Below are 26771 nucleotides of genomic sequence, written 5' to 3'. Positions count from 1 at the left end.
CGTGCGGCCGACGATTCACCAGAGTAGGGACCACCGTTATCGATCCGCAACTTCCAGCGCCGTGACACTCCGTACGCGATGAGGCGCCGCACCTCGGTCGGAGGTGAAATTTTCTTTCAAGGCTGATTACTCACTGGAAAGGTATTGACCCTCGCGGGTGTGCGGAGTGAGGGTGGAAACGCAGTGACCCCCATCCCTGTCCAGGAGGTTCGATGCACCTCTCCGCCCCGCCGTCGGGCAGACGGATACTGCTCGCCGCCGCAGTGGCGACAGCCACCGCGCTGGCGGCGACCGGCCCGGTGACCGCCGCGCCGGACACGTCTGCGTCCGCGAGCGACCGGCAACAACAATACGCCGCCGCCGCGGCAGAGTACGGCGTACCGCAGAACGTACTGCTCGGTGTCTCCTATCTGGAGTCCCGCTGGGACACCCACACCGGGCAGCCGAGCACCAGCGGCGGCTACGGCCCGATGCACCTGACCGACGCCGCGCACATCCTCGCCATGCCGGGCAGCGCCCACGTCGACGAGGACGAGGACCCGCGCGGCGACGACTCCCGGCCGCTGAAGCTCGACCCGGCCACCGCCGCCGCGCCGGAGCGGGAGACCCCGCTGCCGCCGGCCTCGCTCCAGACGCTCGACGCCGCCGCCGCGCTCACCGGGCTCGACGCGGGCACGCTGCGCACCGAGCCGGCCGCGAACATCCGCGGTGGCGCCGCGCTGCTGGCGTCGTACCAGAAGGCTCTGGGTGGGCCGGTCGGCGCCGGCACCGACCCGGCGGCCTGGTACGGCGCGGTGGCCCGGTACTCCGGCGCGGACACCTCGGACGCCGCGGCGGCCTTCGCCGACGAGGTCTACGACCAGCTCGGCCAGGGCGCCAGCCGCACCACCGACGACGGCCAGCGGGTCACGCTCGCCGCCACCGCCGCGAAGCCGGACCGTTCCCGCCTGGCCCGCCTGGGCCTGCGCAACGCCGAGCGGCCGGACGGGCTGGAGTGCCCGGTGCGGCTGGCCTGCGAGTGGATCCCCGCGCCGTACGAGCAGCTCAGCGACGACCCGGGCGACTACGGCAACCACGACCTGGGCGACCGGCCGAAGCAGCAGAAGATCGAGTACATCGTCATCCACGACACCGAGGGCTACTTCGGCCCGAGCGTCGACCTGGTGAAGCGGGCCGACTACCTGGGCTGGCACTACACGCTGCGCTCGGTGGACGGCTACATCGCCCAGCACATCAAGACCAAGGACGTCGGCTGGCACGCCGGCAACTGGTACGTCAACGCCAAGTCCATCGGCCTGGAGCACGAGGGCTTCGCCGGTCAGGGCACCTGGTACACCGAGGCGATGTACCGCACCTCCGCCAAGCTGGTGCGTCACCTGGCGCTGAAGCTCGGCATCCCGATGGACCGGCAGCACATCATCGGCCACGACAACGTGCCCGGCATCACCGCCGCCAACGTGGGCGGCATGCACTGGGATCCGGGACCGTACTGGGACTGGTCGCACTACTTCGACCTGATGAAGGCGCCGTTCCGCAGCACCGGCACGCCCCGTACCGGCCTGGTCACCATCGACCCGGACTTCGCCACCAACCGGCCGGCGTTCTTCGGCTGCAACCAGCAGCCGCCCGGCGTCCCGACGCCCCGGCCGCCGGCGCAGCCGTGCCCGTCGCGCGGCTCCTCGTCGGTGATCCTGCGGACCGCGCCGAGCCCGGACGCCCCGCTCGTCAACGACCTCGGGCTGCGCCCGGACGGCACGCCGGACACCATGTACATCTCCGACCACGGCGCCCGCGCCTCCGCCGGTCAGACGTACGCGCTCGCCGGCCGCCAGGGCGACTGGACGGCGATCTGGTACCTCGGTCAGAAGGCGTGGTTCCTCAACCCGGCCTCCGCGCCGACGGCCAAGTGGGCCACCGGCTTCGTCGTGACGCCGCGGCCCGGCAAGGCCACCATCCCGGTGTACGGGCGGGCCTACCCGGAGCAGGCCGCCTACCCGGACACCATCCCGTACCAGACCATCTCGCCGCTTCAGTACACGTTCGCCGCCGGCCAGCGGTACGCGGTGGGCGGGGTGCTGCCCGGCGAGTACTACCGGGCGGTCTCGTTCGACGGTTCGGCACCGGGTGACCGGACCGTGGTCCGCGGCGAGAACCGCTACGTGCAGGTCCAGTTCGGTCACCGGATCATGTTCGTGAACCTGGACGACGTGCTGATCCTGCCGTCCCCGGTCGGCGCGCCGCGCTGACCCGGCACCGCACACGGGAAGGCCCCCGGTCCGCGTGGACCGGGGGCCTTCTCGCTGCCCGGGTTCCGGGTCAGGCGACCCGGACGAAGCCGGCGATCGGCATCGTGCTGATGCTCGACACCTGGACCGGTTTGCCGGTACGTGGCGCGTGCACCATCACCCCGTTGCCGAGATAGAGCCCGACGTGGTGCAGGTCGGAGCCGAAGAACACCAGGTCACCGGGGCGGGCCTCGGAGCGGGAGATCCTGCGGCCCTCGTTCCACTGCGCGCCGGTGAAGTGGGTCAGCGAGATGCCCGCCGCCTTGTACGCGTACTGGGTGAGACCGGAGCAGTCGAACGAGTTCGGGCCGGTGGCGCCCCACACGTACGGGTCACCGACCTGGGCGCACGCCGTCTTGATGGCGGTCCGCGCGGCGCTGCTCACCACGCCGTCGACGGCGGGGCAGCCTGCCGGGCGGATCGAGGTCACCGGCAGCATGGCGGTCAGCCGCTTGATCTCCGAGTCGATCTGCTTCTTCTTCGCCGCGAGATCGTTCTGCTGCTTGATCTCCAGCGCGATCAGCGCGTCGAGCTTCTCCTTCTGCTTGTTGTACTCGTCGCGCACCTTGAGCACACCGGCGATCTGGCGGCGCTGGTCCTCGGCGATCCGGTCCAGCATGACCAGCTGCTCGGCCAGCGCGCCCGGCTTGGAGTTCACCAGCAGCGCGCCCAGCTCCTGCGACGGGCCCTGGATGTAGTAGCGGGCCGCGATGTCGCCGACCTTGTTCATGGCGAGCGTGGAGGCCAGCTCCAGCGGCACCATCTTGTCCTTCAGCGCCTTGGACTTCTTCTGGTTGGCGCGAAGCTGCGAGCGGACCTTGTTGAACTGCTCGATGGTGGGTTCGAGCTGCTGCCACTGCTTGTCGATCTGCGCGTCGATCTCGTCCACCGACGGCGCCGCGTGCGCCGGGGCGGTCAGCATTCCGGCGCCGACCGCGGCGGCCGCGACCAGGGTGACCAGACCGTGTACCACCCGTCGGAACCCGGCCCGCCGGCCGGGTGGAGCGCTCGGGGCGTGACGTTGAGGGGGCGTGGTTGCCACCGGCACGGACTCCTTTGCAACCGACCGCCGGGCGCCTCGCGAGAGGGAAGGTCGAGGCAGACGACCCACAGCGGTCGGTGCCTCACATTAGGGAAGGCGTCCGATGGAATCAAGGCGACCCTTTGTTCAATCACGTATCCGCAATCGGTTGCACACCAAGGGTATTCAATTCATCTTCCGACGATGGCTGTCAATACGTCGTCGAGCGTCACCACACCCATCGGCCTGCGTCCGTCGCTGACCAGCACCATGTGGCGGCGTTCGCGGCGCATCGCCAGCAGCAGATCGGCGAGCGTACGGTCCGGCGGCACCACAGCCAGCGGCCGGTAGATCTCGGCCGGCACGGGCGCGCGGCGGCTCGCCCCGGCGTACCCGAGCACGTCCTTGACGTGCACGAAACCGAGCACCCGGCGGGTGGACCGCTGCACCACCGGGAAGCGGGACCGGCCGGTACGGGTCGCCAGCACCTCCAGCGACGCCGGTGAGACGTCCTCGGCCACCGTGGTCACCGTGGACCAGGGTTGCAGCGCGTCCGCCGCGGTACGGCTGTGCAGGGCCAGCGCGCCGGTGATCCGGGCGTGCTCCTCGGCGTCCAGCAACCCCTCGGTACGCGCCTGGGACACCAGCCCGGCCAGTTCCTCGGCGGTGAACACGGTCTTCACCGCATCGGTCGCCTCCACCCGCCACCACCGCAGCACCTGCCGGGACGCCCACTTCATCGCCAGCAGCAGCGGCTTGGTGGCCAGGCAGAACGCCAGCATGGCCGGGCCGAGCCAGAGCGCCGACGGCTCCGGCCCGGCGAGCGTGATGTTCTTCGGCACCATCTCGCCGACCACCGTGTGCAGGAACACCACCACCGCGAGCGCGATGACGAACGACACCGGGTGCACCGCCGAGGCGGGCAGCCCCAGCGCGGCGAACGCCGGCTCCAGCAGGTGCGCCAGCGCCGGCTCGGCGATCGCGCCGAGGCCGAGCGAGCAGACGGTGATGCCGAGCTGCGCCCCGGCGATCATCAGCGGGATCTGGTTCATGGCCGCCAGCGCCAGCCGGGCCCGCTTCGACGTCGCCGCCAGCGGTTCGATGACCGTACGGCGGGAGGCGATCAGCGCGAACTCGCTGCCCACGAAGAACGCGTTGCCGAGCAGCAACCCCACCGCGACGAGTAGTTCAGGCACCGCCGTCGAGCTCCTCGGGGCGTACCACCCGCACCTGTTCGATCCGGTGCCGGTCGACCTCCACCACAGTGAACTCGTACCCGGCCTCGTCGACCGCCTCGCCCGGCACCGGGATGTGGCCGAGCCGCGCCATGAGGAACCCGCCGAGCGTCTCGTACGGCCCGTCGGGCAGCCGGAACCCGGTCTGCTCGACCAGCTCGTCGGCGCGCAGCACGCCGTCGGTCAGGACTGTGCGCTCGCCACCGGGCACCGTCAGCTCCACCGGCCCGAAGCCGTCCACCGCGTCCGGGTCGAACTCGTCGGCGATCTCCCCGACCAGTTCCTCGACCAGATCCTCCACCGTCACCACGCCGTCGGTGCCGCCGTACTCGTCCACCACGATCGCCAGGTCCGCCCCGGCGGCCTTGAGCGCGGCCAGCACCCCGTTCAGGTTCAGGCTCTCCGGGACGTACACCGGTTCCCGGGCCACGGCGGCGACAGTGGTGGCCGCGCGGCGGGCCAGCGGCACCCCCAGCGCGTCGGGCACCCCGGCGACGCCGGTGACCAGGTCGAGCGTCTCCTCGTAGACCGGGAACCGGGTCCGGCCGGTCCGCCGGGACGCCTCCAGCAACTCCGCCACAGTCGTGGTGGCGCGCAACGCGGTCACGTCCACCCGGGGCGTCATCGCCTCGGCGGCCCGCTTGTCGCCGAAGCGGATGGTGCGGCGCAGCAGCATCGCGGTGTCCGGCGGCAGCGCGCCGGCCCGGGCCGAGATGGCGGCGAGCAGGCCCAGCTCCTCCGGGGACCGGGCGCTCGCCAGCTCCTCCTGCGGCTCCACCCCGAGGCGGCGCACCAGCCGGTTCGCTGATTCGTTCAGCAGCCGGATCAGCCAGCCGAAGGTGCGGGAGAAGGCCCGCATCGGCGCGGCGGTGGCGAGCGCCGCGGGCATCGGGCGGGCCAGCGCCAGGTTCTTCGGCACCAGCTCGCCGAACAGCATCGAGATGAGCGTGGCCAGCGCCAGCGCGAGCAGGCCGGAGAAGCGTTCCGCGCCGCCGAGCGGGTGCAGCAGCGGCGCGAAGAGCCGGGCCAGGGCGGGCTCGGCCAGGTAGCCGGTGAGCAACGCGGTGAGCGTGATGCCGAGCTGCGCGCCGGAGAGCTGGAAGGACAGCTCACGCAGCGCGCGGCGGACCGTGGCGGCCCGGCCGTCGCCCTCGTCGGCCCGCCTGTCGATCTCCGCCCGGTCGACGGTGACCAGGGCGAACTCGGCCGCGACGAAGAAGGCGTTGCCGGCGGTCAGCAGCACAAAACCGACCAGGGGCAGCAGCGTCAGAAGCAGAAGGCCGTCGATGCGCGTGATTGTGGCACGCGCGCGCCGATGGCGGACCCCCCGTAGCGTGGTGCGCATGGACGGTCTGCTGCTCACCGACGAACTGGTCCTGCTCGCGTACGACGACGGCGGCACGAACCGGCTCGGCAGTCCGCACCTCGGCTACGGCCTCGCCGGGGCGGTGCTGCTGGAACTGGCACTGGCCGGCCGGGTGGAGGTGGCGGACAAGCGGCTCGTCGTCACCGACCCCACCCCGACCGGCGTGCCGCTGCTCGACGAGGCGCTGACGACTGTCGGATCGGGCCGCCCCCGCAAGCCGAAGGACTGGATCGGCAAGCTCGCCAAGGGCCTGCCGGACCGGGTGCTCGGCGGGCTCGTCGACGCCGGGATCCTGCGCCGGGAGTCCGACCGGGTGCTGCTGGTCTTCCCGCGTACCCGCTATCCCTCGCCGACCGGCGCGGAGCCGGCGGTGGAGACGGCGGCCCGGGAGCGGATGGCTGCGGCGCTCACCGGCGACGGCCCGGTCGACGCCCGGACCGCCGCGCTGCTCACGCTGACCCGCGCGGTCGGCCTGGACCGCAAGATCTTCCGCGAGCTGCCGAAGGAGCGGGTCAAGGCGCGCATCGACGAGATCGCCGCCGGTGACTGGGCATCGGCCGCCGTCAAGAAGGCGATCGAGGAGATGCAGGCCGCGCTTATGGTCGCGATGACGGCCGGGACGAGCGCCGCCATCATGACCACCACGACCAGCTGAAAGCGATGGCGGCGGCACCGCACGGGTGCCGCCGCCGTCGTGGTCCGGCTTCCTGCCGGGGTACGCCTCAGCTCGCGGTCGGCGCGACCTCCGGCTCACCGGCCGGGGCCTCCGGCTTGACCGAGCGCAGCAGCACGCTCGCCACGTCGACCACCTCGACCTGCTCGCCCGCGCCCTTGCCGTTCACGCCGTCGTTGAGCATCGTCGAGCAGAACGGGCAGCCGACCGCGATGGTCTTCGCCCCGGTGGACATGGCCTCCTCGACCCGGTCCACGTTGATCCGCTTACCGATCTTCTCCTCCATCCACATCCGGGCGCCGCCGGCGCCGCAGCAGAAGGAGCGCTCGCTGTTACGCGGCATCTCGGTCAGCTCGCCCTGGATCGAGTCGCCGAGCACCTCGCGCGGGGCGGCGAAGATCCGGTTGTGGCGGCCCAGGTAGCACGGGTCGTGGTAGGTCACGCCGCCGTCGACCGGCTGCACCGGGGTGAGCTTGCCGGCGCTGACCAGGTGGGCCAGCAGCTGGGTGTGGTGCACCACCTCGAACTCGCCGCCGAGCTGGCCGTACTCGTTGCCCAGGGTGTTGAAGCAGTGCGGGCAGGTGGCGACGATCTTGCGCTTGCTCTTCTCCCGGCCCTCGAACGCCTCGTTCAGCGTCTCGACGTTCTGCTGGGCCAGCATCTGGAAGACGAACTCGTTGCCGATGCGGCGCGCCGGGTCGCCGGAGCAGGTCTCGCCCTCACCGAGGATGGCGAACTTGACGCCCGCCTCGTTCAGCAGCGTGGCGACCGCGCGGGTGGTCTTCTTGGCCCGGTCCTCGAACGCGCCGGCGCAGCCGACCCAGAAGAGGTACTCGAAGTCGTCGACCTCGCCGACGCGCGGCACCTCGAACCCGAGGCCCTTGGTCCAGTCCTCGCGGGTGTTCTGCGGGGCGCCCCACGGGTTGCCCTTGTTCTCCAGGTTGCGGAGCATGACGCCGGCCTCGGACGGGAAGCTCGACTCGATCAGCACCTGGTAGCGGCGCATGTCGACGATGTGGTCCACGTGCTCGATGTCGACCGGGCACTGCTCGACGCAGGCGCCGCAGGTGGTGCAGGACCAGAGCACGTCCGGGTCGATGACACCGCCCTCCTCGGCGGTGCCGATCAGCGGCCGGTCCGCCTCGGCCATGGCCAGCACGTCCACGCCGGCCAGCTGCTCCTGCGTGGCCTTCTCCTCGCCGGTGAGGTCCCTGCCGCCACCGGCCAGCAGGTACGGCGCCTTGGCGTACGCGTGGTCACGCAGGCTCAGCACCAGCAGCTTCGGCGACAGCGGCTTGCCGGTGTTCCAGGCGGGGCACTGCGACTGGCAGCGACCGCACTCGGTGCAGGTGCTGAAGTCGAGCAGGCCCTTCCAGGTGAACTGCTCGACCTGGGCGACACCGAACTGGTCCTTCTCCGGGTCGGCCTCCTCGAAGTCCAGCGGCTTGCCCTCGCTGGTCATCGGGCGCAGCGGGCCCAGGCCGGAACCGGCCGGCTTCTCCGGGTCGCGCTTGAAGAAGATGTTCGGGAAGGCCAGGAAGCGGTGCCAGGCCACGCCCATGGTGACGTTCAGCGAGATCACGATGAGCCAGGTCATCGAAATGGCGATCTTGATGAGCGCGGCGACGCTGACGCCCGCCTCCCAGTCCGGGAGGACCGAGCCGACCGCGTGGCTGAGCGGGGCGGCCCAGACCGGGTACTCGAAGTGGTCGGTGGCGACCTTGAAGCCCCGGATCACGAACCCGAAGATCAGGACCAGCAGGACGACCCACTCGACGAAGTAGCCCTGCCACATGGTCGAGCCGGTGAACCGGGAGCGGTTCTCCGCGCGGCCGGGCCGGTTGCGCAGCCGGATCGCCATCAGCACCAGGATGCCGACCAGGCCGAGGATGCCGATCCACTCGGTGACCAGACCGAAGATCGTCCAGTGCCCGATGATCGGCAGCCCACCGCCGGTGGAGACGACCTCGAAGTAGGCCTCCAGCACCAGCAGCGACAGCACGATGAAGCCGACCATCACGAACCAGTGGGCGGCGCCGACCACGCTCCACTTGAGCATGCGGGTGTGACCGGCGGTCTCCACCAGCATCTTCTTCGTACGCGCGCCCTTGTCGCCGAACCGCTCCGGCGCGGGCTGGCCGAGCCGGATGACGGCGGTCATCTTCATGACCGCGCGCACCGCAAGCCACACCGCAACGGCGGTGATGGCGGCCGCGAGGATCGTGGTGACGATCTGGACGCTGCCCATCGAGTTGGCCTCCCGGTCTGCTGCTTTGTCCGTGCAGCCTACGCGCAAGGTTACCCAGCAGTAACGTGAGTCTTCTCGCACCAGGCCACGCCGCCCTGCGCACACCTTAGGTGGACCGGCGCCGAAGCGCCGGGCAGGGGCGGCGTGGCGTGACCTACGCCGGGGTGGGGCAGCGCCGGATCAGCGCCAGCGGGAGAGCAGGATCAGCGACGAGACCATCGCGCCGAAGCCCACGGCGAGGTTCCAGTAACCCCAGCTGGCGACCGGGTACGCCTGCTCGGACAGGTAGTAGAGCACCAGCCAGCCGATGCCCGCCACGATCAGCGTGACCGCCGTGACCGGCAGCCAGATCGGGCTAGGCTTGCGCGTCGACGCCGTCGCCGTCGGACGTACGTCCGTCGGCGGGGTGTACACCTTCTTCTTGCGGACCTGAGACTTGGGCACGACGCTCTCCAGAGGGGGGTACGACCTCGTCCGGCCTGACAACCGGGCGCGAGGGCGACGGTCCATGGCCAATAATGTTCGACAGCTAGCGTAGTCCGGACGGACCGTCCAGGCCACGAATGGGGCCAGGCCGGTGCACTCAGTAACCGGAAAGAGCGGACTTTCCGGGTCGAGCAGGTCGGCTCGCACCGGCGCGGGCCGGAACGAGACGACGGGAAAGGGAACGCCCGGTGGAGTACACGTCCGGCGCCGCCTCCTGGCAGAAGGTCCTCCGCCGCGCGGCAGCCGCCCTGCTGCCCCGGCGCGCACGCCAGCGCCGCCCCGGCTGGTCCGTCGGCGTACCCCTGATCGCCGCCGCGGCCGGTCTGCTGTTCACCACCACCGCCACCACCGCGGGCGGCACCTCCCTGCGTGAGGACCGCCGGCCTCAGCTGACCCAGCTGATCGAGGACCGCCGCGAGGAGGTCGCCGCCAGCGAGGCGAAGGCCGCCCGGCTCCGGGCCGAGGTGGAGGAGCAGACCGAAGCGCTCGCCGGCGCCGACGGGCCGATCAAGACCGAGCGGGACCGGGCCGCCGCCAGCCGGCAGGGCGCCGGGTTCACAGCGCTCACCGGCAGCGGCGTGACTGTCGAGCTGAACGACGCCGACCGCCGGCCCGACCAGCCGCTGCCGAAGGGCGCCAGCAACGACGACCTGGTGGTGCACCAGGGCGACGTCCAGGCGGTGGTCAACGCGCTCTGGGCCGGCGGCGCGGAGGCCATGTCAATCATGAACGTCCGCGTGCTGAGCACCAGCGCGGTACGCTGCGTCGGTAACACCCTGCTGCTGCACGGCCGGGTGTACTCCCCTCCTTTCAAGATCGTGGCAATCGGCGATCCCGCGGAACTCCAGCGGGCGCTCGCCGCCTCTGAGGGAGTGCGGGTGTTCAAGGAAGTGGCCGACCACTACCAACTCGGGTACGTCGAGCGCGTCTCCACCGTCACCGTGCCGGCGTTCGAGGACTCCACCGCGTTGCAATCGGCGACGGTGCCCCGGTGACCGGCGGCGACCCCCGGGAACGCACCGGCCACGACCGCCAGGAGGAGCCGACAGCGTTCCTCCCCCGGGTCGAGCGTCCGGCCCCGGCGTCGCCACAGCCGCTCCACCTGCCCTGGCCCGACGCCGGCCCGGCCCACACCGCCCCGGCCCGACACGGCCGGGACACCCGCCAGCCCGCGCCGTCACGGACCGGCCAACCGCCGTCCGCCCCGCCACGGACCGCCCCGCCGGTCGCTCCGCCGCCGCCGTGGCCGGGCAGTCAGGCGCATCAACCGGCGAGCGCCTCCCGCCCCGAGGCCGACCCCCGGTTCCGCCCCCCGGCGAGCGAGCTTCCCCCCAGGGGTACGCCCCACCCGGCCGGCCCGGCGCACCAGGGCGCCGGACACCACGGCCCTACGCAGAACGGCCCCGCGCCCCACGGGCCTGCGCAGAACGGCCCCGCGCCCCACGGGCCGGCGCAGAACGGCCCCGCGCCCCACGGAGCGGCGCCCCGGGGTGGTCCCGCTCCCGGGATGCGCCCGGCCGCACCCGGCGACGTCGCACACCGGCCGGGCGAGCGCCAGTCGCGACCGGAGGGGTACGGACCGGCGGGGCAGCAGTACGCCGTCCGCCATTCCACAGGTGGGGCGATCCCGCCCGAGCGTGGTGGCCGCGGTGGACAGCCACCGCAGAACGGCACCCGCCCGTGGGAGGCCGGCGGACGCCCGCCTGAGGACGGTCGCCGACCGGCGGGGGGTGAGGGACGGCCGCCCGGCGTACCCCCTCTCGGCGGGCCGGCCGGCGCGGACCGGAACCCTCCGGCCGACCCCGGAGCGACGACGGTGCTGCCCGCCGTCACCCGCCCACCCGCGGACCCCCACCTGGACGCCACCGGGCTGATGGGCGCGGTGCCCCCGGTGCCTGACACCGGCGACGGCGGTGGTGGTGGTGGTGGTGGTGGTGGCGCCGAACCGCCCGCCGAGCCGCCCCGCCCTCGGCGCGGCGAGCGGGTGGTGCAACTGCGGCCCGAGCAGACCGGCGACGGATACCGCAGCGTCTACTCCGAGCTGACCCGCCCCACCGTCGGCTCCCGGCTGCGCACCGTCGTGCGGGGCACCGGCGAGCTGCTGATCACCTTCGGGCTGGTGGTGCTTCTCTTCGCCGGGTACGAGATCTGGGGCAAGGCGGTCATCGTCGAGGCCCACCAGAGCGACCTGAACAGCCAGCTCGCCCAGGAGTGGGACGCGGCGGCGGACCCGACCGTCGGCCCGACCACCGGGCCGACGGTGAAGCCGAAGCCACCGGCGGAGGGCAGGCCGGTCGCCGGCCTCTACATCCCCAAGTTCGACAAGCACTGGGTGGTGGTCGAGGGGGTCAGCCCGGAGGACATCCGGTACGCGCCGGGCCGCTACCCGGACAGTGCCATGCCCGGCGAGGTGGGCAACTTCTCCGTCGCCGGCCACCGGATCCGCTCCACGTTCTGGCGGCTGGACGAGATGAAGGCCGGCGACGCGATAGTGGTCGAGACCAAGACGGAGTGGCTCGTCTACCGGGTATACCAGCAGCGGATCGTCAAGCCGTCCCAGGTGGAGGTGGTCGCGCCGGTGCCCGGCAAGCCGGGTCAGAAGCCCACCGAGAAGCTGCTGACGCTCACCACCTGCAACCCGAAGTTCGACAACTACCAGCGGTTGATCATCCACGCCCGGCTCGACCACACGCAGGCCAAGTCGGCGGGCCGCCCGGCCGAGTTGGAGGCGTGAGCCGTGTACTCGTGGATCTGGCGCAAACTCCCGTTCGGGCTGCCCGGCAAGCTGTTCGGCTCGCTGGTGCTGGCCACCGCCACCGTCGCGCTGCTCTGGTTCGTGGTCTTCCCGTGGGCCGAGCCGCTGCTGCCCTTCGACGACGTGCAGGTCACCCAGGACTCCGGCGTACCGGGTAACGGTGGGATCACCGAGCCGACCGGGCTGCCCGGCGAGGAGGAGCTGCCGTACAGCACCGAGACGAACAACGCCCCACCCTCCACCCCGAACAGGTGACAGCGATGCGCGTACTGGTGATCGACAACTACGACTCGTTCGTCTTCAACCTCGTGCAGTACCTCGGCCAGCTCGGCGCCGACTGCGAGGTGCGGCGCAACGACGAGATCGACGTCGCCGAGGTGGGCCGCGCCGGCGCCGCCGGTGTCCTGCTGTCACCCGGGCCGGGCAGTCCGGACCGGGCCGGCATCTGCCTGGACGTGATCCGCGAGTACGCGGGCAAGCTCCCGATCTTCGGCGTCTGCCTCGGTCACCAGGCGATCGGCGAGGCATTCGGCGCGACTGTGGCCCGCGCGCCGGAACTGCTGCACGGCAAGACCTCGGAGGTACGCCACGACGGCGTGGGCGTGCTCGCCGGTCTGCCCGACCCGTTCACCGCCACCCGCTACCACTCGCTCGCCGTACTGCCCGAGACGCTCCCCGACGAGCTGGAGGTCACCGGCCGGACCGCCTCCGGCGTGGTGATGGCGATGCGGCACCGCACGCTGCCGATCGAGGGCGTGCAGTTCCACCCCGAGTCGGTGCTGACCGAGGGCGGTCACCTGATGCTGGCGAACTGGCTCGCCGCCTGCGGCTTCCCCGCGGCGCTGGAGCGCGCCCCGGAACTGGCCGCCGAGGTCGACGCCCGCCGTCAGGCCGCCTTCTCCCCAGCCTGACGCCCCCGCCCGCTTCTCACCCGGCGCGGTCCCGCCCGCCCTTTCTCGGTCGATCATGAAGTTGGCGGGGATAAATCGGACGCCTTGCGCCGCCAACTTCATGATCGTCGCGAGAATGGGCGCGGCGGCGGCCCCGGGGGTCGGGGACGCCGCCGCGTCGTGCTCAGGTCTTGCTCAGCGGTCGGTACGCGTCGGGGCCACCGGCGGGAACGGGAAGCCACTGCCGCCGCCGTTGCCGCCGCCGTTGCCCGGCGTGCTCGGGGACGTGCTGGGCGAGCCGCTCGGCGTCGGGCTGGTCGGCTCCTCCTCGCGCGGCACGTCGACCCGGATGGTCACCCGCTCGCCCTTGGCCAGGCTGGTCCCCGCGCGGGGTGACTGGCTGCTGACCTTGCCCGCCTCGGCCGGGTCGACCTCGTCGCCCTCCTGGACCCGGACCTCGTAGCCGGCCTCCTTGAGCCGCTGCGTCGCCTGGTCCTCGGTGTAGCCGCGGACGTTCGGCACCTCGCTCACGTTGCCCCGGGAGACCTTGAGCGTCACCTTGCTGCCCTCGGCGACCGGGCTGCCCTCATTGGGGGAAACGTCGACGACCTGGTCCTTCGGCGCGCTGTTGTTCACTTCCTCCACGACGGGAACGAGCTTCTGCTCGCGCAGACGCGTCTGCGCGGCATCCTTGGTGCTGCCCTTCAGGCCAGTGGGGATGGTGACCTGGCCCGGGCCGGTGCAGACGTTGACGGTGACCTCGGTGTCCTTCTCCACCCGCTGGCCGAACGACGGGCTCTGGTCGACCACCGAGCCCTTCTCGCAGGTGGTGTTCTGCACCGGGTCACCTGCGGTGAAACGCAGCCCGGCCTGGTTGAGCGCCGCCTGCGCCTCGGCCTGCGAACGGCCCACCAACTGCGGCACCGACACCTTCTCGTTGCCGGCCTGGTTGAGCCAGAGCGCCGTGCCGAGCGCGATCACCGCGAGCACGCCGAGGGTGGCGAACGCGGCGATGACCCAGGACGAGCTCTTGCGCTTGCCCGGGTCGCCGACCCGCGCCACCGGCTGCTGGCGGGTCTGCGGGCCCATCATCTGGGTCTGCTGCGCCTGGTGGTAGCCGCCCGCGGCGGCGCCCATCGGCATGGTCTCCTCGGCCGGCATCACCGGGGTGGCGAGCACCGGCCGGCCGGCGGCGGCGCGGAGCAGGTCCGCCCGCATCTCGCCGGCGCTCTGGTAGCGGTTGAGCGGGTTCTTCGACAGCGCCTTGAGCACGATGGCGTCGACAGCGGGGTTGACGTCCGGGTTGATCGTGCTCGGCGTCGGCGGCTGCTCCCGCACGTGCTGGTACGCGACGCTGACCGGGCTGTCCCCGACGAACGGCGGGTGGCCGCAGAGCAGCTCGAACAGCACGCAGCCGGCCGCGTAGACGTCGGAGCGGGCGTCGACCGCCTCGCCGCGCGCCTGCTCGGGGGAGAGGTATTGTGCGGTGCCGATGACCGCGCTGGTCTGCGTCATCGTGGTGGCGCCGCTGGCGAGCGCCCGGGCGATGCCGAAGTCCATCACCTTGACCTGGCCGGTCTGGGTGAGCATCACGTTTCCGGGCTTGATGTCCCGGTGGATGATCCCGTGCCGGTGGCTGAACTCCAGCGCGGCGCACATGTCGGCGCAGATCTCCAGCGCCCGGCGCGGCTGGAGCCGCCCCTCGACGCCGAGGACCTCCTTGAGGGTCCGGCCGTTGACGAACTCCATCACGATGAACGGCAGGGTCTCGCCCGTGGGGGCGGTCTCCTCACCGGTGTCGTAGACGGCGACGATGGCCGGGTGGTTGAGCGACGCGGCGTTCTGCGCCTCACGGCGGAACCGCATCTGGAAGGTGGCATCCCGGGCCAGATCGGCACGGAGCATCTTGATCGCGACATCCCGCCCGAGCCGGAGGTCACGGCCGCGGTGCACCTCGGCCATGCCGCCGTAGCCCAGCAGCTCGCCGACCTGGTACCTGCCACCGAGCAGGCGGGCCTGCGCTGTCATCGCGTCTCTCGTCCTTCGCTCGTCGTCGTACCGCCGCCGGCCGGCAGGAGGCGTACCTCACGACGGTACGACGTGCGGACCGGATAGTCGCCTCCGTACGGCTGCACCGCGCCGGAGGTCACGCTCACACTCGCCGAAGCGGATGCGGTAGCACCGTATTTCCGGTACAGGAACGAAATCACGCCCGAGCAGAGGATGACCAGTACGGCCACCACGATCGCCGTCGTCCACAGCCCGGACCGGGAGCGCCGGGGCGGAGCGGCGGCGGGCGGTCGCGCGTACCCCAGGGGGTTGTGCTGGGGCACGGGGCGTGGCTGCGGGACGGGGGCCGCGCCGCGCGGCGCCACCGGCGGACGGGGCTGCGGGGCGGGGTGCGCGATCACGGCCGGGCGCGGCGCGGCGACCGGCGGGCGGGCCGGTGACACGGGCGGCCGGGGCTGCGGGCGCGGGGCGGCGGCCGGCGGCTGCGGACGCGGAGCGGCGGTGGGCACCTGCGCCCGCGCGACGGGCGCGGCAGGCGAGGCGGGTACGCCGGAGATCGGGTGCCCGGAGCGGGCCGCCTGGGAGAGTGCGAGCTTGGCCTGCCGGGCGATGCTCGCCAGCGCGGCGGCGCTCGGCCAGCGCGCGGCCGGATCCTTCGCCATGGCCCGCTCGACGATCGCCCGGACCTGGGGCGGGATGTCGGCCGGAAGCGCCCGCGGAGTGTCCCGTACGTGCTTCATGGCGATCTCGAGGGGGTTGTCCCCCTCGAACGGACGGCGGCCGGCCAGGCACTGGTACGCGACCACGCCCAGCGCGTAGACGTCCGAGGCGGGGGTGGCGACAGCGCCGGTGGCCTGCTCCGGCGAGATGTACGAGGCGGTGCCGAGCACCGAGCCGGCGGCGGTGAGCTGGCCGACCAGGTCCGAGCGGGCGATGCCGAAGTCGGTGAGCACGAGCGTGCCGTTCGGCCGAACCAGCAGGTTGCCGGGCTTCACGTCGCGGTGCACGATGCCCTTCTCGTGCGCCGCGTGCAACGCGTCGGCGGCCTGCGCCAGCAGTGCCATCGTGCGGGCCGGGGTCAGCCGGCCGACGCGGCTGAGCGTGGCGGAGAGCGCGTCGCCCTCGACGTACTCCATCACCAGGAAGGCGATGTGCTGGTCGCTGCCGAAGTCGTAGACGTCGACCACGCCGGGGTGGTTGATGGTGGCCATGGTCCGGGCCTCGCCGCGGAACCGCTCGGCGAAGCCCGGTTCGTCCAGCAGCGCCGGGAGCAGGCTCTTCACCGCGACGGTACGGCCCAGCACCTGGTCGGTGCCGCGCCACACGTCGCCCATGCCACCGCTGGCGATCCGCTCGTCGAGGCGGTAGCGGTTGCCGAGCTTCACTCCCGGACCGAGCACGTCAGCGCCTCCCGGAGTCGGCGATCGCCGCCGCCATGATCCGGCCGGCGATGCGGGCCGCCTCGGCGCTGCCGCCGCTGCCCGCCTGCTCCAGCTCGACGCAGACCGCGGAGAGCGGCGTGCCGTCCTTGTCCAGGGCGAAGCCGATGAACCAGCCGTGGTCCGGGGTGTTCGGGCCGGACTGGGCGGTACCGGTCTTGCCGCCGACCAGGAAGCCGTCGATGGCGGCCCGGCGGCCGGTGCCCTCCTTCACCACGTTCTGCATCATGTCGCGCAGGTCGGCGGCGACCTGGCCGCTGATCGGGCGGCGCAGCTCGCGCGGCTGGGCGGCGTCGTAGACGGTGGTGCGGTCCGGCCCGAGCAGCTGCTTGACCAGGTACGGACGCATCTGCTTGCCGTCCTTGTTGGCCACCGCGGCGGCGATCATCGCGCCCTGCAACGGGGTCATCCGCACGTTGTTCTGGCCGATCGACGACTGCGCCAGAGCGGCCTGGTCGGTGCTGCCGTCCGGGTTCTGCATGTCGCCGGTGCGGCTGGCCGCCACCGGCAGGCCGCCCTCACCGAGCTGGCCGACGGTGAGGTCCTCCTGCTCGAAGCCGAACTGCTTGGCCTTCTCCTTGACCTTGTCCGAGCCGAGGCGTACGCCGAGCTGGGCGAAGCCGGTGTTGCAGGACTCGGTCACCGCCTCGCGCAGCGTCACCTGCGACTCGGGGCAGATCGACGGCGCGGCGTTGCGGATCGGCTGGCCGGCGCCGGGCGCGGTGTAGCTGGAACCGGCCGGGATGCGGGTCTGCTGCCCGACGCCGTTCTCCAGCGCCGCCGCCGCCATGATGATCTTGAAGGTGGAGCCCGGCGGCAGCGTCTCGGACAGCGCCCGGTTCGCCAGCGGCCGGTCCTTGTCCTTCTCCAGCGTGTTGTACGCCCGGTCCGCCTCGGTGCTGTTGTGACTCGCCAGCGGGTTCGGGTCGAAGCTCGGCATGGACACCAGCGCCTGCACCGCGCCGGTACGCGGGTCGATCGCGATGGCCGCGCCCTTGGTCGCGCCGACCTGGTTGTCGTTGAGCTGCTTGTACGCCGTCTCCTGGGCCCGCTTGGAGAGCGTCAGCAGCACGTTCCCGCCACCGGTCTCGTCACCGGTGAACATGTCCTTGATCCGGCTGGCGATGAGCGCGTCGCTGGTGCCGGCGAGGAAGTCGTTCTCCACCCGCTCGATGCCGCTCGCGCTGCCGTTGACCGGCTTCCAGCCGAGCACGTGCGCGTACATCGCCCCGCCCGGGTAGGTGCGCTGGTACTTCAGCTCACCGCCGGTCTCCTTGCTGACCGCGTACGCGGTGCCGCCCACCTCGATGTTCCCGCGCTTGCGGTCGTACTCGGCGACCTGGACCCGGCCGTTGTAGTCGCTGTTGCGGTACTCGTCGGCCTTGTAGGCCTGGATCCAGTTCAGGTTCGCGAACAGGAGCCCGAACAGGACCATCACGACCACGCCGACGCGGCGCAGAGGGGCATTCACGGCCGGATCACCTCCGTCGGGGCGCCGTGCAACTGCTCGGGCGGGCCGCCTGCCGGCCGGGCGGCCGGGCCACCGCCGCCGGTCACCGGGCGGCGGGCGCCGTCCGAGACCCGCAGCAGCAGGGCGATCAGCAGCCAGTTCGCCATCAGCGAGGAGCCACCGGCGGACAGGAACGGGGTGGTCTGACCGGTCAGCGGGATGAGCTTGCTGATGCCGCCGACGATGACGAAGACCTGGAGGCCCAGCGTGAACGCCAGACCACCGGCGAGCAGCTTGCCGAACGAGTCCCGTACCGCCAGCGCGGCACGCAGGCCACGCTCGACGATCAGCAGGTAGATCACCAGCAGCGCGGAGAGACCGAACAGGCCGATCTCCTCACCGATGCCGGCGAAGATGAAGTCGGTCTGCACCTCGGGCAGCAGCGCCGGCTGGCCGCCGCCCGGCCCGGCCCCGAACAGGCCGCCGGTGCCGAGCGTGAGCAGACCCTGCACCAGCTGGTAGCCCCTGTCGTACGGCTCGGCGAACGGGTCCAGCCAGATCTGCGCCCGGTCGTAGAAGTTCGCGAACGGGCCGCCCACGGTGCTGCCCAGCACGTACGCCAGGTAGGCGCCGCCGAAGAACAGGATCAGGCCGATGAGCAGCCAGCTGACCCGCTCGGTGGCGATGTAGAGCGTCACCACGAACATGCCGAAGTAGAGCAGCGAGGTGCCGAGGTCCTTCTCGAAGATCAGGACCAGGAGGCTGACCAGCCAGACCACGAGCACCGGGCCGAGGTCTCGCCCGCGCGGGAAGTCGATGCCCAGCACCCGCCGGCTGGCGAGCGAGAGCACCTCGCGCTTGCGCACCAGGTAGTAGGCGAAGAACGTGAGCAGCGCCAGCTTGGCGAACTCACCCGGCTGGATGGAGAATCCGCCGAACTTGATCCACAGCTTCGCGCCGTTGATCTCGGAGAACCGGCTGGGCAACACCGCCGGGATCATCACCAGCACGATGCCGGCCAGGCCCAGCGTGTACGCGTACCGGGACAGCGAACGGTGGTCGCGCAGGATCGCCAGCAGAGCGGCGGCGAGCACCACCGCGGCGAGCGTCCAGGCGAGCTGCCGGCCGCCGGTGCCGGCGAAGACGGCCAGGTCCTCCCGCTCGGCGGGCGTGGCCTTGGCCAGGTCGTAGCGGCGCAGGAAGCCGACCCCGATGCCGTTGAGCAGTGCCACCGCCGGCAGCAGCGCCGGATCGGCGTACGGCGCCAGCCAGCGGATCACCAGGTGCAGACCGAGGAAGACCAGCCCCAGCGCGGCGGCCGGGATCCAGAAGTCGGGCGTGATCGTGTCCAGCGCCTTCGCCTCGATCATCGCCGCGTACGCCGCGACGAGCACCATGGCGAGCAGGAGCAGGGACAGCTCGGCGTTGCGCCGGGACCGGGCCAGGCGTACGCCGGACTCCTCGCCCGTCGAAGCGGGCGAGGCGGCCGGTACGGCGGCTGCGGTCACGGATACGTCCTCGGGATCGAGCCGGCACTCACTCCGGCGACCGGCAACCCGCCGGGTCGGCCGGCGGAACGGTGTCGGAGGGTACGGCGTCGGGCGTGATGGTCGTCAGCGGCGTCGACGCGCCGGGGCTCGGTGAGCCGGCCGGCGGAACGGACGGTGCGGGACTGCCGCTGACCTGCGGGTTCAGCCCGCCCGCTGCCGGGCTCGGACTGGTCGCACCGGGCGACGGGTCGGGCGGGCAGAGCGGCTTGAGGTTCGGGTTCGCCGGATCCTCACTCGTCAGCTCCGCCAGCCGGCGCTCCGCGTCCGGCTCGTTGCGGGCCTGGATGCCCTGCTTCACCCGCTCCTGGGCGGCGAGGGTGAGGTCGTCGAGCCGGGCCTCGCTGCGCGCGTGCACGTTCGACAGGTCCAGTCCGGCGACCTGGCCGGGCACCCCGCGGAAGACCGCGAGCTGGCCGTCGTCGGTGGCGCCGACGTAGAACTGCCGCTGGGTGTACGTCCACCCGCCGAACGCGCCACCGCCGACGATCACCGCGAGCGCCAGCACCATCGCGACGGTGCGCAGCGGCCGGCGGCGACGCCGTTCCGGCTCGTCGTCGCGGTTGTCCGCCGGCTCCTCCGGCGCGGGTGGCCGGGGGGCGGACAGCGCCGAGGCGCGGGCCGCCGGGGTGGAGTCGTCGGCCGAGGTCGCCATGCCCCGGTCGCGGGCGGCGGCGCCGCCGACGATCGGGGACGCCTCGACGATGTCCTGGTCGGTGGCGTCGGCGATGATCACCGTGATGTTGTCCGGGCCGCCGCCGCGCAGCGCGAGCTGCACCAGGCGTTCCACGCACCGCTGCGGGTCGGGGTACTCCCGCATGGTGTCCGCGATGGTCTCCGCGCTGACCACGCCGGAGAGCCCGTCGGAGCAGATCAGGTAGCGGTCGCCGGGCAACACCTGGCGGACGCTGTACTCCGGGTCGATGTCGCGGCCGTCGAGCGCCCGGGTGAGCAGCGAGCGCTGGGGGTGACTGCTCGCCTCCTCCGCGCTGATCCGGCCCTCGTCGACGAGCATCTGGACGTACGTGTCGTCCTTGGTGATCTGCGCGAACTCGCCGTTGCGCAGGAGATAGGCCCGGGAGTCACCGATGTGGACCATGCCGAGCTTGCTGCCGGAGAAGAGGGTCGCGGTGAGCGTCGTGCCCATCCCCTCCAGCTGCGGGTTGGCGTCCACGGTGTCGCGGAGCTGCTGGTTGGCGGTGCCCACGGCGGAGCGGAGCGCGTCGACCAGGGCGTCACCGGGGACGTCCTCGTCGAGGGGCGCCATGGCACCGATGACGATGTTGCTGGCGACGTCACCGGCGGCCATGCCGCCCATGCCGTCGGCCACGGCGAGCAGCCGCGGTCCGGCGTAGACGGAATCTTGATTACCGTCTCGGATCAGACCGCGGTCGCTGTGGGCCGCGTAGCGCAGGGTCAGAGTCATGGCCGTAATTCGAGGGAAGTGCGGCCGATCCGGATCGGCACGCCGAGGGGGACGGGGGTTGGTCCGGTGACCTTAGCGCGATCGAGATAGGTGCCGTTAGTCGATCCGAGGTCCTCGACGTACCACTGCCCGTCGCGGGGCACCAGCCGGGCGTGTCGCGCCGAGGCGTAGTCGTCGGTGATCACCAGGGTCGAGTCCTCCGCGCGGCCGATGGTGATCTGGGCCTCCCCGAGCGTGATCCGGGTGCCGGCGAGCTGACCGGCGGTGACCACCAGCTGGTGGGCGGCCCGGCCGCGCTTGGCCTTCGCCGGCTTCCCCGGCTGCCCGGTCGACGCGCCGATCCCCCGCGGCGCGGCCACGAGCCGGCCCGACCGGGCACCGGCGAAGAGGTCCCGGCGGATCACGCCGACCACCGTGAACACGAAGATCCACAGCAGGATCAGGAACCCGAACCGGGCGACGGTGATGACGAGTTCCGGCAACGCGGATCAGCCGTCCACGCGGAAGGTCAGCGTCGTGGTGCCGAGCTGGATCATGTCGCCGGGGTTGAGGGCGACCGCCGAGACCCGCTGGCCGTTGACCATCGTGCCGTTGGTGGAACCCAGGTCGGTCAGCACCACCTGGCCGCCGTCGAAGTCCAGCCGGGCGTGGCGCCGGGAGATGCCGACGTCGGGCAGGCGCAGGTTGGCCTGGTCGCCTCGGCCGATCACGGTCGAGCCCATCTGGAGGGGGTAGGTGCGGCCGTCGCCGGAGACCAGGCGGACGTTGCGGCCGCCGCCGTGACCGGGCGGAGGGCCGTAGCCGCCACCCTGGTCGTACGCCGGGTACGCCGGGCCGGCGTCGTAGCCGCCGGGCGCGGAGACCGGGGCGACGTCCCCGCCGGTGTAGACCTCGGCGGTGACCCGGAACATGCCGGTGTCCAGGCCCTCACCGCGTTCGACCTCGACGATCACGTCGCCGTAGACCGTCCACGCCTGCTCGCCGATGAACTCCGCCTGCGACTGGGCCAGCTCCTGGGCCAGCGCGGCAGCGTACGGCGCCAGCCGACTGTGGTCGTAGGGCGAGAGATCGATCACGTAGCGGTTGGGCACAAGGGTGCGCCCACCGGCCAGGATCGCCTTGTGCGCCTCGGCCTCCCGCTGCATGGCGTTGAGGATCTCCACGGGGTGGACCACCCCTTTGAAGACCTTGGCGAAGGCCCCCTCGACCAGGCCTTCCAGACGCTTCTCGAAGCGTTGCAGCACGCTCACCGGCTCCTCCTCGGGTCCCGAGGCAATGATGGTATCCGGACACCGCCTCCGCAGCTCACACGCCGCTCGGCCGGCTGCCGTCGGCCCGTTCGTGACCAGGCCCGCGAGCGTGCTAAAGTTTCGCCCGCCACGAGCGGTGATCGTTCGTGGCGTGACCAGTGGACAGCGTAATATGTCCCGGCACCCGCCGCAGATGGCGGGCGCGGGATGCGATATGGTGTTCCAGGTCGTGCCACGGGGATGTGGCGGAATGGCAGACGCGCACGGTTCAGGTCCGTGTGTCCGAAAGGACGTGGGGGTTCAACTCCCCCCATCCCCACCAGGACAAGGGCTCCGCACACAGCGGGGCCCTTGCTTCGTATCGGGGCGTTCCGGACGTCACGCTATGCTCCGATGGTTTCCCTGCCTCCCATGGACCAGGAGTGGCGTGTGACTGTCGCGTTGGTGACCGGTTCCGGCGGTCTGATCGGCTCCGAGGCGGCCCGGCACTTCGCCGGACTCGGTCTCGACGTGGTCGGCATCGACAACGACATGCGGCGGTACTTCTTCGGCGAGGACGGCTCGACCGCCTGGAGCCTCGACCGGCTCGCCGCCGACCTCGGATCCGCGTACACCCACCACGCCGTCGACATCCGCGACCGCGACGGGCTGGAGCAGGTCTTCAAGCGGTACGGCAAGGACATCGCCGTGGTGATCCACAGCGCCGCCCAGCCGAGCCACGACTGGGCCGCCAAGGAGCCGTTCACCGACTTCGACGTGAACGCCGGCGGCACGCTCAACGTGCTGGAGAACACCCGGCGGCACGCCGTCGACGCGCCGTTCATCCACTGCTCCACCAACAAGGTGTACGGCGACCGGCCGAACTCGCTCCCGCTGATCGAGCTGGAGACCCGGTACGAGCTGCCCGAGGACCACCGCTGGTACGACGGCATCACCGAGGACATGTCGATCGACGAGTCGCTGCACTCGATCTTCGGCGCCTCGAAGGTCGCCTCCGACGTGATGGTCCAGGAGTACGGCCGCTACTTCGACATGAGGACCGCCTGCTTCCGGGGCGGCACGCTGACCGGCCCGGCGCACTCCGCCGCCGAGCTGCACGGCTTCCTGGCGTACCTGATGCGCTGCGTGATGGAGGGCCGGACGTACAACCTCTTCGGCTACAAGGGGAAGATGGTCCGGGACGCCATCCACTCGCACGACGTCCTCACCGCGTTCGAGGCGTTCTTCCGGGAGCCGCGCTCGGCCCAGGTCTACAACCTCGGCGGCGGCCGGCACTCCAACACCTCGCACATCGAGGCGTTCCGGGTCGCCCAGGAGATCACCGGCCGCGAGGCCCGGATCAACTACGTCGAGCAGGCCCGCACCGGCGACCACCAGTGGTACGTCAGCAGCATGGCCCGCTTCGAGGAGCACTACCCGTCCTGGAAGATCACGTACGACGTGCCGATGATCCTCCGCGAGATCTACGAGGCGAACGCCGACAAGTGGGTGCCGAAGGCATGACCACCGGGACCAAGCGCAACGTGCTCGGCGTCGGGGTCGACGCCACCGACTACGCCCGGGCCACCGAGGCCGTGGTGGCGGCCGCGCACGAGCGCCGCCCGCTGGCGCTCACCGCGCTGGCGGTGCACGGCGTGATGACCGGCGTGCTCGACCCGGCGCACAACGCCCGGCTCAACTCGTTCGACGTGGTCACCCCGGACGGGCAGCCGGTGCGCTGGGCACTCAACCTGCTGCACGGCGCCGGGCTCACCGACCGCGTCTACGGCCCGGAGCTGACCCTGCGGGTGCTCGCCCGGTTCGCCGAGGAAGGGCTGCCCGTCTACCTCTACGGCTCCACCGAGGAGACGCTGTCCCGGCTGGTCCCGGCGCTGGAGCGCAAGTTTCCCGCGCTGAAGGTCGCCGGGGTCGAGCCGTCCAAGTTCCGCGCCGTCGCGCCGGGCGAGGACGCCGAGATCGCCGACCGGATCCGGGCCAGCGGCGCCCGCCTCGTCCTGGTCGGGCTGGGCTGTCCGCGCCAGGAGGTCTTCGCGTACGCGATGCGCCCGCTGCTGGACATGCCGCTGATGGCAGTCGGCGCGGCCTTCGACTACCACGCCGGCCTGCTGCGCAACCCGCCACCGTGGATGCAGCGCGCCGGGCTGGAGTGGTTCTGGCGGCTCGGCCTGGAGCCCAAGCGCCTGTGGCGCAGGTACGTCATCCTCAACCCGGCCTACCTGGCCCGGCTCGCGGCCCAGAAGACCGGCCTGTGGAAGGCCACCCCGCCGGCGCCGGCCACCGGGCGACCGGCCACGTTCGACGTCTGAGCCGTACCCCTACGGGCACGGGTACGGGACGAACCGGGGTGCCGTCCCGGATTCGGCGGACGTCGAAACGGGCAAGGCTAGGGGCCATGGATGACCGTCTCGCCCTGCTGCTTCCCGTCGCCGCCGTCTGGCTCGCCGCCGGACTGGTCGCGGAGGGCCTGCCCGGGCTGGACCGCGCCCGCGCGCTGCGCCGGCGTACCGGATGGTTGTCCGTCCTGGTGCTGACCGGCCTCGCGCTCACCGCGGCGGTCCTCGCCGCGGGCCTGCAGAGCGCCGGTGACACCACTGTGGACCGGGCCGCCGCCGCGCTCGGCGTCGCCGCGGTGCCGGCGGCCGTCGTGGCGGTCTGCACGGTACGGCGTGTCCGGCGGCTGCGGTCCGGCGCGGGCGCGTTCGCGGCGGCGCCGGAGACGCCCGCCCCGCACGGGCTGCGCGCGGCGGCAGCGCACCCGCTGATCGCGCTGCCGCTCCAGGCGACGGCGATCGCGGTGCTGGTGGCGGTGCTGCCGGCGATCGGCGTCGACCTGTTCACCGCGCCGGGCGTCGCCGGACCGGTGATCACCGTCGGGGTGCTCGGCGTGTGCGCGATCGGAGTACGCCACGCGCTCCGGCACAACCGGCTCGCCGAGCGGGCGATGCCGGCCGCCGAGGCGGTGTCAGCGCGACCGGCTCGCGCCCTGCACGTATAGCAGTTCCAGGATCGCCCGGGTCGCCTCGAACCAGCGGTCCAGCCAGCCGGGCGGGGGCACACTGCCCTTCGGGGGCAGCTCCATCAGCAGGCCGCGCAGCAGCGGGTGGTCCACCAGGGACTCCTGCTGCTCGACCGGCCAGCCGCTCGGCGGGAAGGACGGCTCGGTCAGCGGGTTGGGGTCCAGCGACGGCAGGGACAGCGGCGCCGTGGCCTGCTCGGGGACGCCACTCTCGCGGGCGTCCTCGCCGTCACCGGAGACCACCTCGGTGAGGACGGTGTCCCGGCGGGCACCCCGGTACTTGCCACCGAACCGCTCGGGCTTGCCCGGGCCGCTGGTGAGGTTCTCTGAACCGATCGTCGTCATCCGTCTCGCCTGCCTTGTTCGGTTGCCGATCCGTGCGGTTCAACGAGGCGGATCGGAACTGGCGACGGGTGCCCGCCGCCGCACGGGCACGCGGACGCGAATGGTCCCGCCCGGCGACGCTGCCGGGCGGGACCACATCTCGGTGCCGGTCAGCTCCGGCCGAACACGCCGTTCCGGGCGCGGGCGACGAAGGCGTGCCAGTCGCCCGGTGCGAAGACCAGAGCCGGGCCGGTCTTGTCCTTCGAGTCCCGCACCCCGACCGCCCCGGTCACGTACGCGACCTCGACGCAGTTGTCGCAGTTCGGCCCGCTCTTCGAGCTCTTGAACCACGTCGCCTGCGTCAGGTCCACGGGGAACTCCTTGGTCGCCATTTCCACAGTGGCTCCTCTGCCAGTTTCGCGATGTGTGCGATGGACTCCTCCGGGCGCATGGCCGCTGCTCGAATGTGATCGAAGATGAAGCTGTACTTCTGCAGTTCGTCACTCTTCTCCAGGAAGAGCCCACCCGTGGCGTTCTCCGCGTACACGACATCGGGATCACTCGGCTCGGGGAAGCTGAGGATCGTGAAGGTCCCGTCCATGCCGGCGTGCGCTCCCACCTCGAAGGGCAGGACCTGCACTGTCACGTTCGGCAGTTCGGCCACCTCCACCAACCGCTTGAGCTGGCCACGCATCACCACGTCGCCGCCAACCGGCCGGCTCAGCACCGCCTCATCGAGCACCACCCACAGATCGACCGGATCGTCCTGCGTCAACAACGACTGACGGCCCAGACGGACACGCACCCGTTGGTCGACCTGTTCGTCGGTGAAGTCCGGCCGGGCCGCCCGGATCATCGCACCGGCGTACTCCTCGGTCTCCAGCAGACCCGGCACCACCTGCTGCTCGTACGCGCGGATGGAGCTGGCCGCCGCCTCCAGGCCGACGTACGCGCCGACGAGCACCGTGCTGTACGGATGCCACCAGCCCTTCTGCCGAGCCTCCCGGGCGATCTGCACCAGCTCGTCGCTCTCCGCGCCGACCACCCCGTAGATGCGGAGCATGTCGCGTACGTCGCGCGGCGTCGCCGTGGTGTGGCCGGTCTCGATCCGGGAGATCTTGGACGCCGAGCACTCCAGCTGCTCGGCGACGACTTCGATGGTGATGCCCGCCGCCTCCCGCTGCCGGCGGAGTTCCGCCCCCAGCCGGCGCCGCCGGATGGTCGGGCTGCGCCGTTCGCTCACGGAGTCACCTCGGTGCCGTCCATCGGCTTGCGGGACCACGCTTCACAGTCACCCGGCTACCTCCGGTCGGTCGCGCCCCGGTTCGGCTCCCACCGCGGGCGCGACCG

24 protein-coding genes and 1 tRNA gene are annotated in these 26771 nt (G+C 71.9%); 10 read left to right on the top strand and 15 right to left on the bottom strand.

What is annotated here, in order from left to right:
• The first annotated feature begins 212 nt into the window (after positions 1 to 212).
• The gene (locus IF06_RS0106830; protein WP_030269657.1) at positions 213 to 2246 is read left to right on the top strand and encodes an N-acetylmuramoyl-L-alanine amidase; all 2034 of its coding nucleotides are present in this window, start codon (positions 213 to 215) and stop codon (positions 2244 to 2246) included.
• A gap of 70 nt (positions 2247 to 2316) precedes the next feature.
• On the opposite strand, the gene IF06_RS0106825 is transcribed toward IF06_RS0106830, so the two are convergent.
• The 3 genes from IF06_RS0106825 to IF06_RS0106815 all read right to left on the bottom strand — a co-directional run bounded on the left by IF06_RS0106825 (position 2317) and on the right by IF06_RS0106815 (position 5802).
• Positions 2317 to 3327, bottom strand: coding sequence for a C40 family peptidase (locus IF06_RS0106825; RefSeq protein WP_013283321.1), 1011 nt, complete (start codon positions 3325 to 3327; stop codon positions 2317 to 2319).
• Between the two features lie 170 nt (positions 3328 to 3497).
• Complete coding sequence (locus IF06_RS0106820; protein ID WP_013473368.1) at positions 3498 to 4502, bottom strand: hemolysin family protein; 1005 nt, start codon at positions 4500 to 4502, stop codon at positions 3498 to 3500.
• Positions 4495 to 5802 carry a hemolysin family protein gene (locus tag IF06_RS0106815; RefSeq protein WP_036310374.1) on the bottom strand — a complete coding sequence of 436 codons (1308 nt, stop codon included), beginning with the start codon at positions 5800 to 5802 and terminating at the stop codon, positions 4495 to 4497. The genes IF06_RS0106820 and IF06_RS0106815 overlap by 8 nt, the downstream gene beginning before the upstream one ends.
• 82 nt (positions 5803 to 5884) lie before the next feature.
• Between IF06_RS0106815 and IF06_RS0106810 the strand changes: the two genes are divergently transcribed.
• Positions 5885 to 6562: a GOLPH3/VPS74 family protein gene (locus tag IF06_RS0106810; RefSeq protein WP_232236633.1), complete on the top strand. Its 678-nt coding sequence runs from the start codon at positions 5885 to 5887 to the stop codon at positions 6560 to 6562.
• 67 nt (positions 6563 to 6629) lie between these two features.
• Here IF06_RS0106810 and IF06_RS0106805 read toward each other — a convergent pair whose 3' ends face one another.
• Together IF06_RS0106805 and IF06_RS0106800 are read right to left on the bottom strand one after the other, a co-directional pair.
• The gene (locus tag IF06_RS0106805) at positions 6630 to 8828 is read right to left on the bottom strand and encodes a (Fe-S)-binding protein (RefSeq protein ID WP_030269653.1); all 2199 of its coding nucleotides are present in this window, start codon (positions 8826 to 8828) and stop codon (positions 6630 to 6632) included.
• A 180-nt stretch (positions 8829 to 9008) separates the two neighbouring features.
• Complete coding sequence (locus IF06_RS0106800) at positions 9009 to 9272, bottom strand: cell division protein CrgA (RefSeq protein WP_013283316.1); 264 nt, start codon at positions 9270 to 9272, stop codon at positions 9009 to 9011.
• A 230-nt stretch (positions 9273 to 9502) separates the two neighbouring features.
• Between IF06_RS0106800 and IF06_RS0106795 the strand changes: the two genes are divergently transcribed.
• The 4 genes from IF06_RS0106795 to IF06_RS0106780 all read left to right on the top strand — a co-directional run bounded on the left by IF06_RS0106795 (position 9503) and on the right by IF06_RS0106780 (position 12980).
• Entirely contained in the window at positions 9503 to 10309 is an 807-nt protein-coding gene (locus IF06_RS0106795) for a DUF881 domain-containing protein (RefSeq protein ID WP_013283315.1), read from the top strand.
• Between the two features lie 821 nt (positions 10310 to 11130).
• Positions 11131 to 12048, top strand: coding sequence for a class E sortase (locus IF06_RS34830; protein ID WP_030269650.1), 918 nt, complete (start codon positions 11131 to 11133; stop codon positions 12046 to 12048).
• 3 nt (positions 12049 to 12051) lie between these two features.
• Complete coding sequence (locus IF06_RS0106785; RefSeq protein ID WP_030269648.1) at positions 12052 to 12324, top strand: hypothetical protein; 273 nt, start codon at positions 12052 to 12054, stop codon at positions 12322 to 12324.
• Between the two features lie 5 nt (positions 12325 to 12329).
• Positions 12330 to 12980: an aminodeoxychorismate/anthranilate synthase component II gene (locus IF06_RS0106780; RefSeq protein ID WP_013473363.1), complete on the top strand. Its 651-nt coding sequence runs from the start codon at positions 12330 to 12332 to the stop codon at positions 12978 to 12980.
• A gap of 174 nt (positions 12981 to 13154) precedes the next feature.
• Here the strand turns inward: IF06_RS0106780 and pknB are convergent, their stop codons facing one another.
• The 7 genes from pknB to IF06_RS0106745 are packed head-to-tail and all read right to left on the bottom strand — an operon-like array spanning position 13155 to position 22108.
• Positions 13155 to 14987 carry a Stk1 family PASTA domain-containing Ser/Thr kinase gene (pknB, locus tag IF06_RS0106775; RefSeq protein WP_030269646.1) on the bottom strand — a complete coding sequence of 611 codons (1833 nt, stop codon included), beginning with the start codon at positions 14985 to 14987 and terminating at the stop codon, positions 13155 to 13157.
• Entirely contained in the window at positions 14984 to 16369 is a 1386-nt protein-coding gene (locus IF06_RS0106770) for a serine/threonine-protein kinase (protein ID WP_013283309.1), read from the bottom strand. The genes pknB and IF06_RS0106770 overlap by 4 nt, the downstream gene beginning before the upstream one ends.
• Position 16370: 1 nt before the next feature.
• Positions 16371 to 17879 carry a peptidoglycan D,D-transpeptidase FtsI family protein gene (locus IF06_RS0106765; RefSeq protein WP_013283308.1) on the bottom strand — a complete coding sequence of 503 codons (1509 nt, stop codon included), beginning with the start codon at positions 17877 to 17879 and terminating at the stop codon, positions 16371 to 16373.
• Positions 17876 to 19366, bottom strand: coding sequence for an FtsW/RodA/SpoVE family cell cycle protein (locus tag IF06_RS0106760; RefSeq protein ID WP_013283307.1), 1491 nt, complete (start codon positions 19364 to 19366; stop codon positions 17876 to 17878). Before IF06_RS0106760 ends, IF06_RS0106765 begins: the two co-directional genes overlap by 4 nt.
• A 28-nt stretch (positions 19367 to 19394) precedes the next feature.
• Positions 19395 to 20831, bottom strand: coding sequence for a protein phosphatase 2C domain-containing protein (locus tag IF06_RS0106755; RefSeq protein ID WP_030269644.1), 1437 nt, complete (start codon positions 20829 to 20831; stop codon positions 19395 to 19397).
• Positions 20828 to 21313, bottom strand: coding sequence for an FHA domain-containing protein FhaB/FipA (locus IF06_RS0106750; RefSeq protein ID WP_013283305.1), 486 nt, complete (start codon positions 21311 to 21313; stop codon positions 20828 to 20830). The genes IF06_RS0106755 and IF06_RS0106750 overlap by 4 nt, the downstream gene beginning before the upstream one ends.
• Before the next feature lie 6 nt (positions 21314 to 21319).
• On the bottom strand, positions 21320 to 22108 hold the full coding sequence (locus tag IF06_RS0106745; RefSeq protein ID WP_026267912.1) for an FhaA domain-containing protein: 789 nt from the start codon (positions 22106 to 22108) through the stop codon (positions 21320 to 21322).
• Between the two features lie 209 nt (positions 22109 to 22317).
• Between IF06_RS0106745 and IF06_RS0106740 the strand changes: the two genes are divergently transcribed.
• From IF06_RS0106740 to IF06_RS0106725, 4 genes are all read left to right on the top strand, one after another.
• A tRNA-Leu gene (locus IF06_RS0106740) sits at positions 22318 to 22403 on the top strand.
• Between the two features lie 71 nt (positions 22404 to 22474).
• A complete protein-coding gene (locus IF06_RS0106735; protein ID WP_030269640.1) occupies positions 22475 to 23584 on the top strand; it encodes an NAD-dependent epimerase/dehydratase family protein in 1110 nt (369 codons plus the stop codon).
• Positions 23581 to 24387 carry a WecB/TagA/CpsF family glycosyltransferase gene (locus tag IF06_RS0106730; RefSeq protein WP_030269638.1) on the top strand — a complete coding sequence of 269 codons (807 nt, stop codon included), beginning with the start codon at positions 23581 to 23583 and terminating at the stop codon, positions 24385 to 24387. Before IF06_RS0106735 ends, IF06_RS0106730 begins: the two co-directional genes overlap by 4 nt.
• 86 nt (positions 24388 to 24473) lie before the next feature.
• A complete protein-coding gene (locus tag IF06_RS0106725) occupies positions 24474 to 25076 on the top strand; it encodes a hypothetical protein (protein WP_013473359.1) in 603 nt (200 codons plus the stop codon).
• Here the strand turns inward: IF06_RS0106725 and IF06_RS0106720 are convergent.
• The 3 genes from IF06_RS0106720 to IF06_RS0106710 form a co-directional block, all read right to left on the bottom strand.
• Entirely contained in the window at positions 25044 to 25442 is a 399-nt protein-coding gene (locus tag IF06_RS0106720; protein ID WP_013283300.1) for a hypothetical protein, read from the bottom strand. The genes IF06_RS0106725 and IF06_RS0106720 overlap by 33 nt on opposite strands.
• Positions 25443 to 25591: 149 nt before the next feature.
• Positions 25592 to 25813, bottom strand: a complete 222-nt coding sequence (locus IF06_RS0106715; protein ID WP_013283299.1) for a DUF397 domain-containing protein — start codon at positions 25811 to 25813, stop codon at positions 25592 to 25594.
• Positions 25783 to 26664, bottom strand: coding sequence for a helix-turn-helix domain-containing protein (locus IF06_RS0106710; protein ID WP_013283298.1), 882 nt, complete (start codon positions 26662 to 26664; stop codon positions 25783 to 25785). Before IF06_RS0106710 ends, IF06_RS0106715 begins: the two co-directional genes overlap by 31 nt.
• Positions 26665 to 26771 lie beyond the last annotated feature (107 nt).

This window comes from Micromonospora globosa (assembly GCF_000717585.1).
GTDB lineage: Bacteria > Actinomycetota > Actinomycetes > Mycobacteriales > Micromonosporaceae > Micromonospora > Micromonospora aurantiaca.
This window is presented reverse-complemented; position numbering and strand designations above follow the sequence as displayed.

Bases quoted from the DNA above. Each gene is read 5' to 3' on its own strand.
- IF06_RS0106725 (WP_013473359.1), top strand. From the start codon at position 24,474: ATGGATGACCGTCTCGCCCTGCTGCTTCCCGTCGCCGCCGTCTGGCTC.
- IF06_RS0106735 (WP_030269640.1), top strand. From the start codon at position 22,475: ATGGTTTCCCTGCCTCCCATGGACCAGGAGTGGCGTGTGACTGTCGCG.
- IF06_RS0106830 (WP_030269657.1), top strand. From the start codon at position 213: ATGCACCTCTCCGCCCCGCCGTCGGGCAGACGGATACTGCTCGCCGCC.
- IF06_RS0106810 (WP_232236633.1), top strand. From the start codon at position 5,885: ATGGACGGTCTGCTGCTCACCGACGAACTGGTCCTGCTCGCGTACGAC.
- IF06_RS0106755 (WP_030269644.1), bottom strand. From the start codon at position 20,831: ATGACTCTGACCCTGCGCTACGCGGCCCACAGCGACCGCGGTCTGATC.
- IF06_RS0106720 (WP_013283300.1), bottom strand. From the start codon at position 25,442: ATGACGACGATCGGTTCAGAGAACCTCACCAGCGGCCCGGGCAAGCCC.
- IF06_RS0106780 (WP_013473363.1), top strand. From the start codon at position 12,330: ATGCGCGTACTGGTGATCGACAACTACGACTCGTTCGTCTTCAACCTC.
- IF06_RS0106715 (WP_013283299.1), bottom strand. From the start codon at position 25,813: ATGGCGACCAAGGAGTTCCCCGTGGACCTGACGCAGGCGACGTGGTTC.
- IF06_RS0106805 (WP_030269653.1), bottom strand. From the start codon at position 8,828: ATGGGCAGCGTCCAGATCGTCACCACGATCCTCGCGGCCGCCATCACC.
- pknB (WP_030269646.1), bottom strand. From the start codon at position 14,987: ATGACAGCGCAGGCCCGCCTGCTCGGTGGCAGGTACCAGGTCGGCGAG.
- IF06_RS0106730 (WP_030269638.1), top strand. From the start codon at position 23,581: ATGACCACCGGGACCAAGCGCAACGTGCTCGGCGTCGGGGTCGACGCC.